The following is an 8,118-nucleotide window of genomic DNA, read 5'->3' on the forward strand; positions in this document are numbered from 1 at the left end:
CCATGACCATGACCATGACCATGACCATGACCATGACCATGACCATGACCATGACGACCATGGCTTGCACCACAAGGACCACAATCTGCGGGCGGCCTATCTGCATGTTCTGGCGGATGCGCTGACCTCGGTGACGGCCATCGTGGCCTTGGGATGTGGACTGTTTCTGGGCTGGAACTGGCTGGATCCCGCCATGGGACTGGTGGGTTCGGCGGTGATCGCCTACTGGTCCTACGGGCTGGTCAAGGATTGCGCCAAGGTATTGCTGGATGCGGAAAACACCCAGGAGACGGAAGAGGCGATACGGAAGATGGTTGGGCAGGAGGTGAAGGGGGATATCCTGGACCTGCATGTCTGGCGGGTTGGCCCCAAACATCTGGCCTGCATCCTTGCCCTCACCGCCCCCGAACCCCTGGAGGCGGCGGCACTGAAGAGACGGTTGCAGGAGCGTTTTCCCGATCTGCAACACCTGACCCTGGAGATCAACGTCTGTCCCCAGTGCAAGAACTGACAAAGCCGCAAGGGATGGAAAGAACGTTCAGGGGGGGAGGCGTGCTCCCCCTGAACGTTCCGCCAGTAACACATCGATCAGGTGGTGAACCATGGTCGAGGGGTTGAAAAAAACAATCGGATCTCCCGAGGCGCGGCGCGAATCCTCGTCCCGTCTGGCCCTGTCGGCAGCCAGTCTCACCTTGTCCCTGAAGAGATGAAACGGAAGAGACTGGCCCTTGTCATATCCCTTCTGCCCGGCTTCGCCCTGAAGGACGTTCGACAGCATTCTTTCCACACCGAGGCACCAGCTTTCTCTCCCGGACACCTTCGTCAGGGAAACCGGCCCCGGCATCTCCTGAAAATGGAGCAGCAGAAAGACCTCGAAGCAAGGCGTAGAAATCAGAACCTGCCAGGGGTTACCGGTAGTCGTCTTTTGGCGGATGCCTTTTTGCAAGGCATTTCGGGCATTCCGGCTCTCCTGCCCTCCTCGCAAAAAGGTATCCCCGTCGAAGAGGCAGAATATCCGATCAATCCGGACATCCCGGTTGCGTACTTTCGCCACACGAATCGCACTGTCGATAACGTTTCCCGGATCCGGATGGTCGCTGGAGATTGCTTCGACCCGATGCTTGAGTCCCAAATGGTCGATCAGAGACTGAAGATAATCCAGTCCGCTATGCGTGTCCTCTGTAATTATTAGTATTATTTCGTTTCCATCGCTCACGTTCACATCATGGCGGATGAGCCTGTTTTTTTGTTTACCCATGCTTCGTTGGGCTCTGGGGGCACGATTCCCCGTTCCGGGAATCGGTGTACCCCGCCGCACCGAGGTCACCATGGTTCTCCGATAGGACCTAAACGCCGCACCCGCGGAATACCCCCGTAACGCCCGGCCAAATAGCCGTTCAACAACGCTTCCCCCTTGCGCGGCTTGAAAAAGGAGAGCGGATAGAGTCGGGCCGATTGCGAAGCATCCTTGTCACAGATCCAAACCTGGTCGCGCCGCAGAAGATCCTCATTCATCAGAGCCACGTCGTGAGTGGTTGAGATGAGTTGAGCATTTTTTACATTTTGTTTTCGGTTATGAAACAGATCAATCAAAAACTCGCTGAGCTGATGGTGCAAATGGGTTTCCAGTTCATCCACCAAGACGATCTGACCCTGTTCGAGGATCTTTTTCCAAAAACCAGCCATTTCAAACCACTTTTGAGTACCATCCGACTCATGCCGATAAGGAAGTGGTATTCTATCCTGTTCCTCTCCGCCTCTAAATAAGATGGGTTTAATACTTTCTATAGACTGTTTCTTCCCCTCCCCCTCTTCGACATGAATAAAATTCCCAACATCAAATCCTTCTTCTTGTAGTGATGTACCTACATCATAAACAGCTAGCATTTTTCGCCTGATTTCGACATCTGAAACAGTCAGATCAGCTCTCCTCATCCAATCCAATATCCATTTTTTTCCTTCAGGTTGCTCAAGAAGGTGAAATGTTTCTACGGGTGGTATTTCATTATTTCCTCTAATAACGAGCCTATCATTAAACCAATTGTATACCGTTTTCATCGGCGTTTCGGGTAATTTTTGGGCAACGACCGAAAGAAACAACCGGTTTGGCAAGACATCATCCATCCAGGCAGACTTATATTCCGGAATATTCGTCCCTAATCGTTTTGGAGACCATGTATAAATATCATTCTCTGGACTCCACTCCCTGGTAAAGATCGTTCTGAAATAACCTCCCGGCCAGTAATAAAGCCATTCCCGCCAGATCCGGGCAGCATCCGCCTCAAATCCGTATTGATAGCGATTTCCATCTTCCGCAATCAGAATAACCTCAAATCCAGACGATGTCTGATCCCCCTGCCGGTTCAAAAGAAAGGGACGGTAGCCTATACTTTTTGATACAGGTGTTTTGAATGAATCCAATACAGCCGACTTCATGAACGCCATCGCCTTCAACAGCGTCGACTTGCCGGAAGCATTGGGACCGTAGACCAGCGCCAGAGGAACCAGATCCCCTCCAACAGCGGAACTGGGGATCAAACGGTCCCGATGCTCCTTGTAGGCATTGGCCGCCACCATCGACAAGGTCACCTCGTCGGCAAAAGGCCCAAAATTGGCGACACTGAACTCGATCAACATGGCATTCCCACCTTATTGCGTATCTTGGGACGATTTTTGCTGAAGTTACGCAATAATACCGCTATCTGCAACGAGGAACGACGATGATGGGTCATTTTCCGGTTATCGAGGCACTCCGGACAGAAAGGAAAAACCCTGAGGGGGCAGCAGAGCTCCCCCTCAGACTCCCCCAACCCTGTTTACCAAATAAAGGGATAGAAGAAGTCACAGAATGCGAACCGGCCCCCGGCCCCGCTGGGCCATGTCCGGCGCCTGGGTCGGAAAACGCCCGGCACAGCGCGTTCCACACTTCCGGCAGCACCCCGCACCATCCAGGGCATACGACAGGATATCCCAGCCCCGCCGCCGGATCAGGGCCAGCCCACACCCGGCGCACCAAGTGGTGGATCCCGCCGCATCGGGCAGATTGCCGGTGTAGACGTGTTGCAGTCCCTGATCCAACGCGATGTTTCGCGCCCGCTGCAAACTCTCAAGGGGGGTGGGCGGTTTGTCCATCAACTTCCAGGCCGGATGAAACGCGGTGAAATGCAGCGGAACCTGGCCCCCCAGCTCCTCCCGGATCCAGCGGCACATGGCTTCGATCTCCCGGGGATCGTCGTTCTCCCCCGGAATCAGTAACGTGGTGATCTCCACCCAAACCCCGGTTTCGTGGACCAGATAACGCAACGTCTCCAGCACCACCTCCAGATGCCCACCGGTCAACTGCCGATAAAACCGCTCCGAAAAACCCTTGAGATCGACATTGGCCGCATCCATCGCCGCAAAGAACCGCTTTCGCGGCGCGTCGTTGATATACCCCGCCGTCACCGCCACACTTGCAAGCCCCTGCTCCCGACAAGCCTGGGCCACATCCACCGCATACTCCAGAAAGATCACCGGGTCGTTGTAGGTGAACGAAACACTGGCGCAACCCGCCCGTCGGGCAGCCTGGACAATGGCCTCCGGAGAAGCGCTGCCGGAGAGGGCGCTCGCCTCCCGAGCCTTGCTGAGATGCCAGTTCTGACAAAACTTGCAAACCAGATTGCACCCTGCCGTACCAAAAGAGAAAGTGGAACTGCCCGGCAGAAACTGGTAAAGGGGCTTTTTCTCGATGGGATCGACACAAAATCCGCTGGTACGCCCGTAAGTGGTCAGAACCAACGCATCATCCTGCCTGGCGCGCACGAAACAGAGCCCCTGCTGCCCCTCTTTGAGGCGACACCGTCGCGGGCAGACATCGCATTGAATCCGTCCATCCTCCAGGGTTTGCCAAAACTCGGCGCGTCTCATGCCTGCCTCCACCCGTGATAAAGAACCGTGCGCCAACTCACAAGGCAATGTATTTTTGCAGCAGTCGGCGTGCCGCGGTCCGGGAACCGATCTTGTATGCGCCCGGAGGTTCCCCTCGCGCGCCGGCCCGAAAGTCCCGGACCACTTAATCATAAACCGAATCGTCCCGGGCAGGTGTCAAAAACTTTCGCAAACTTCAGAGAGGGAGCAATCCATGGAAACTGCAGCCGATTTTTTCAAGACGGCCATTTACAACGAGGTCAAAGGTGCCGCCTTCTACAATATGGCCGCCGAAGAGACCGAAAACGATGAATCGAGGATGCTCTTCCTGAAACTGGCGGACATGGAAGACGGACATACCCTGGAGTTGATCCGCAAAGCCAAAAACGCCCCCTGCGGCCAGGGTTTCGATCCCGAAGCCTATTTGAAAGAGCTGGAATCCTCCATGTCCTCCACCATCTCCCGCGAAGAAGCGGCGGCCATCAAGAAAAGTGACATGCCCGCCGTGCTGCAGATGGCTATCGCCCTGGAACGGAATGCCCGGGACAACTACCTCAACCTGGCCAACGCCGCCACCAATCCGGAGGTTCGGCAACATTGCCAAGTGCTGGCCCATGAAGAGGAGGGACATGCCAAGGCGTTGGAAAACCTGCTCCATTCCCTGGAAATGACCCCCGACGACCGTCCGGGGTTGTAGTCCGACCTCCGACGGGCCGCCTCTCTCGCCTCCGGGAGAGGCGTTGCCTGATCGGGCGAATGGAAATACCATGTTCGATCTCCTGTCCCGTCTCGCCCGATATCTGACGCGACGCCTGCTACCCCTGCAGGTGATCGAGCATGGCGCCTGGACGATCAAACGCCCCGGAGCCCTGCTGCTCTGCTGCAACCACCATCGGGGCCTGCCGGACGCCCTGGTCATGGCCTGCCTCCTGCCTGCCGGAGGCTCACTGCTGTTTCCTCCCGGAGAGAAACTGCGCTTCGGCTGGTTATTCCGCCTGCTGGGCGTTCGACCCGTGGCCGCCACGGCGGATTGGGAAAAAACCTTGCGCACCCTGCTGCAACAGGGTGGCCGGGTGGCAACCTGGTGGGAATACCGCCCCTGGCACTGCTCCGGAACACCTCCTCCACGCCCCAAACCGCTGGAAAACCTCCCCTGGCTGGCCTTTCAGGAAGAGGCCGCTTTGCAGCCCATCCATTTGCGTTACGGCATCCACGGTTCGCGCTTCCGCCCATGGCGCCCGCTGCATCGAAACGGGACTCTCTACGCCAACCTGTTTCCTCCGACGCCCGATCCGCTGGGTTTCACCGCGCTGGCGGCCACACCCTCCCGGGAACTCCTGATCTCCCGTCTGGAAACCACCCTGGAACAACTCCGTTTCACGGCCGGTTTCCACCCACGCAGCCTGTGGGAAAATCTGCTGCACAGCCCGTTGACTTCCCGGCAACCCCTGATTGCCGATTCCACCGGTTTGCAACTGACCGGCAAACAGCTTATCCACCGTTCCATCGTGCTGGCCATCCTTCTCCGGCGACACACCCCCCCGGGCAACGCCATCGGGGTGCTGCTGCCCACTTCCGGCGCGGCGGTTCTGGTCTTTTTCGCCCTGCAATCCCTGGGACGCCTTCCGGCCCTGCTCAACTTCACCCTGGGCTCCGCCACCCTGGCGGCCTGCGCCCGACAAGCCCGATTGAGCGTACTGGTCACCTCCAGACGCTTCGTTGCCCAAGCCAAACTCGAAGAGACCCTGGCCACCCTGGGGCGGGAATTCCCTGTTCTCTACCTGGAAGACTTGAAAAAGTCATTGAGTAACCGTGAGTTACTGCTCAGTCTCTATTGGTCGAAACGCCCAAAGGCCTGGTATCGCCGCTCCGTGCCGCAATCCGATCCCCATCAGCCGGCGGTACTCCTTTTCACTTCCGGCTCCGAAGGCAACCCGAAAGCGGTACAACTCTCCCACGCCAATCTTCTGGCCAATTGTGTCCAGATGGGATCCCGCGTCTCCTTCGGCCCCGGAGAGAGTCTGTTCAATGCCCTGCCCCTGTTCCACTCCTTTGGTCTGACGGTCTGTACCCTGGCCCCCCTCTTCTCGGGGATGCGCCTGTTTCTGCACACCTCTCCCCTCGATTTCCACAATCTGCCGGGATTGGTCTTCTCCAGCCAGGCCACCATCCTGGCCGGTACCGACACCTTTCTGGCCCGGTGGGGACGATATGCCCGCCCCGCCGATTTTCAATCCCTGCGACTGGTCTTCGCCGGAGCCGAACCGTTGCGTGAGGAGACCGAACGCTTGTGGCATCATCAGTTCGGGCTGCGCATCCTTCAGGGATACGGCGCCACCGAAACCAGCCCGGTATTGGCGGTCAACAGCCCGGACCGCAACCTGCCGGGCAGTGTCGGCCCCCTGCTGCCGGGACTGGCCGCCCGTCTGGAGCCCGTGCCCGGACTGAACCATGGAGGACGCCTGCTGGTCAGCGGGCCCAACATCATGCGGGGCTATCTGCGCGACGACGGAGACCACGGACTGGAAATCGACGACAGCGGACTGGCCTGGTACGACACCGGAGATGTGGCGGTTTTCGAGGAGGGGGGCTTTCTGCGACTCCTGGGCCGGGTCAAACGTTTTGCCAAGGTTGCCGGGGAGATGGTCTCCCTGGGAGCCATCGAGGAATTGGCCCACCGGGTATGGCCGGAAGGCCGCCATGCCGCCCTGGCCCATCCAGACGCCAGTCGCGGAGAGGTGGTCATTCTGGTTACCGAATGCCGCGACGCGCTCCTGACCCAGTTGCTGGCCGCAGGACGCGAAGAGGGATGGGGTCCGGTGCAACTGCCACGCCGTCTGCTGTTCCGGGCGGAGATCCCTTCGAACGGTACCGGGAAAATCGACTACCCGGCCCTGGGCAAGTGGCTGGCAACGGATCACCCGTGAACCCGGAAACGCCCTCCTTTCCCCCCGCGACGCCACGCAACGCCTCCCTCGACATCGCCAAGGGAATCGGCATTCTGGCCGTCGCCTTCAGCCACAACTGGATCGTCGATCACGAAGAGGGCGAATGGCACCAAATCCTCTTTTCCTTTCACCTGCCGCTCTTTTTCTTCCTCTCCGGGATCTTCATCCAGGAATCCCAGGCGATGAAAACCTTTGCCCTCTCCCGCGCCGACGCACTGCTGAAACCCTACCTGACCGTTCTGCTGCTGTTTTGTCCGCTCATTCTGTGGCAGGGTCCCGCCTCCCTGGCGGGTTACCTCGGCGGAATGCTCTATGCCACCGGCGAGACCATCGCCGTGGTCCCGCTCTGGTTTCTGCCCCACCTCTTCGCGTCCCTGCTGTTCGTCAAGGGTTTGTTGCCCCTGTTAAAGGATCGCCATCCCCGCTGGCTGTTGACCACCGCCCTGCTCCTACTGGCCGGCGGGGTTCATTTCATCGATTTCTTCTGGAGGAGGGATCTCTCCGCATGGCCCGGATTCGCCTCTTTCCCGGAGACGAAACTGCCCGGTTTGCCCTTCAGCCTCGACCTGCTCGGTATCAGCTCCGCCTATCTCCTTTTTGGATACCATTTTCGCCAAGCCAGCCGGAATTTCACCCCCCGGATCCTGCCGGTCCTGGCAGCGTTTCTGGGCTACTGCCTGTTGCATTACACTTTCCACGAGACCATCGACCTCAACTATCGCATCTATAACTCGCTACTGATCGACTCGTTGCAGGCTTTTCTGGGCATTTATCTGGTCATGGCCTTCTCGGCGTGGATCGCCGGACAAGCCATCTTCGGACCGTTTCTGGCCTATCTGGGCTCGGCCAGTCTTTTCATCCTGGCGTTCCACTACATTCCGCAACAGATGGCTTTCCCACTGTTGGCCGGATATAGCGACTCGAATGAGCTGATTGGAATGGAGAGCTTCGTTATCGGCATCGTCGCCTCGATACTCGCGTATGAGTTGTCCAGGCGCGCTGCGTGGGTGGGAGTTTTCCTGCTGCCGATGTGCAAATCAGGGGAGAAGCGATAGACCGGGTGGTTGCGGTGGGCGTATCGCTTCCGACGGGTTCCAAGTAACGCTCTTGGACGCCACCTGGATCCGCCGCCGGTATCTTCCCGGCTCACCCGCAAACAGCCTTTGGAAATCGTGTTCAGAGGTGGACCACCACCCGCCGACTACGGGCGATTATACCGCGTCTACTTTGGAATACGTAATTTTTCTGTATCTGTTCAGGTATA

Annotated in this window: 7 protein-coding genes; 4 read left to right on the forward strand and 3 right to left on the reverse strand. The window is 58.0% G+C overall.

What is annotated here, in order from left to right; translation table 11 throughout:
* A partial coding sequence (locus HQL56_09555; GenBank protein ID MBF0309761.1) for a cation transporter occupies positions 1 to 511 on the forward strand: 511 nt, incomplete at its 5' end.
* 27 nt (positions 512 to 538) lie between these two features.
* Here HQL56_09555 and HQL56_09560 read toward each other — a convergent pair.
* From HQL56_09560 to amrS, 3 genes are all read right to left on the reverse strand, one after another.
* Positions 539 to 1,216: an RloB domain-containing protein gene (locus HQL56_09560; GenBank protein MBF0309762.1), complete on the reverse strand. Its 678-nt coding sequence runs from the start codon at positions 1,214 to 1,216 to the stop codon at positions 539 to 541.
* 107 nt (positions 1,217 to 1,323) lie between these two features.
* Complete coding sequence (locus HQL56_09565) at positions 1,324 to 2,637, reverse strand: AAA family ATPase (protein MBF0309763.1); 1,314 nt, start codon at positions 2,635 to 2,637, stop codon at positions 1,324 to 1,326.
* A 204-nt stretch (positions 2,638 to 2,841) separates the two neighbouring features.
* Positions 2,842 to 3,906, reverse strand: coding sequence for an AmmeMemoRadiSam system radical SAM enzyme (amrS, locus tag HQL56_09570; protein ID MBF0309764.1), 1,065 nt, complete (start codon positions 3,904 to 3,906; stop codon positions 2,842 to 2,844).
* 214 nt (positions 3,907 to 4,120) lie between these two features.
* Between amrS and HQL56_09575 the strand changes: the two genes are divergently transcribed.
* The 3 genes from HQL56_09575 (at position 4,121) to HQL56_09585 (ending at position 7,909) form a co-directional block, all read left to right on the forward strand.
* A complete protein-coding gene (locus tag HQL56_09575; GenBank protein ID MBF0309765.1) occupies positions 4,121 to 4,603 on the forward strand; it encodes a ferritin family protein in 483 nt (160 codons plus the stop codon).
* A 70-nt stretch (positions 4,604 to 4,673) separates the two neighbouring features.
* Complete coding sequence (locus HQL56_09580) at positions 4,674 to 6,833, forward strand: AMP-binding protein (GenBank protein ID MBF0309766.1); 2,160 nt, start codon at positions 4,674 to 4,676, stop codon at positions 6,831 to 6,833.
* Entirely contained in the window at positions 6,830 to 7,909 is a 1,080-nt protein-coding gene (locus tag HQL56_09585) for an acyltransferase family protein (GenBank protein MBF0309767.1), read from the forward strand. Before HQL56_09580 ends, HQL56_09585 begins: the two co-directional genes overlap by 4 nt.
* Positions 7,910 to 8,118 lie beyond the last annotated feature (209 nt).

It is taken from the genome of Magnetococcales bacterium (assembly GCA_015231925.1).
Lineage (GTDB): Bacteria > Pseudomonadota > Magnetococcia > Magnetococcales > JADGAQ01 > JADGAQ01.

Coding starts and splice junctions, on each gene's coding strand:
- HQL56_09565 (MBF0309763.1), bottom strand. CDS start 2,637: ATGTTGATCGAGTTCAGTGTCGCCAATTTTGGGCCTTTTGCCGACGAG.
- amrS (MBF0309764.1), bottom strand. CDS start 3,906: ATGAGACGCGCCGAGTTTTGGCAAACCCTGGAGGATGGACGGATTCAA.
- HQL56_09575 (MBF0309765.1), top strand. CDS start 4,121: ATGGAAACTGCAGCCGATTTTTTCAAGACGGCCATTTACAACGAGGTC.
- HQL56_09580 (MBF0309766.1), top strand. CDS start 4,674: ATGTTCGATCTCCTGTCCCGTCTCGCCCGATATCTGACGCGACGCCTG.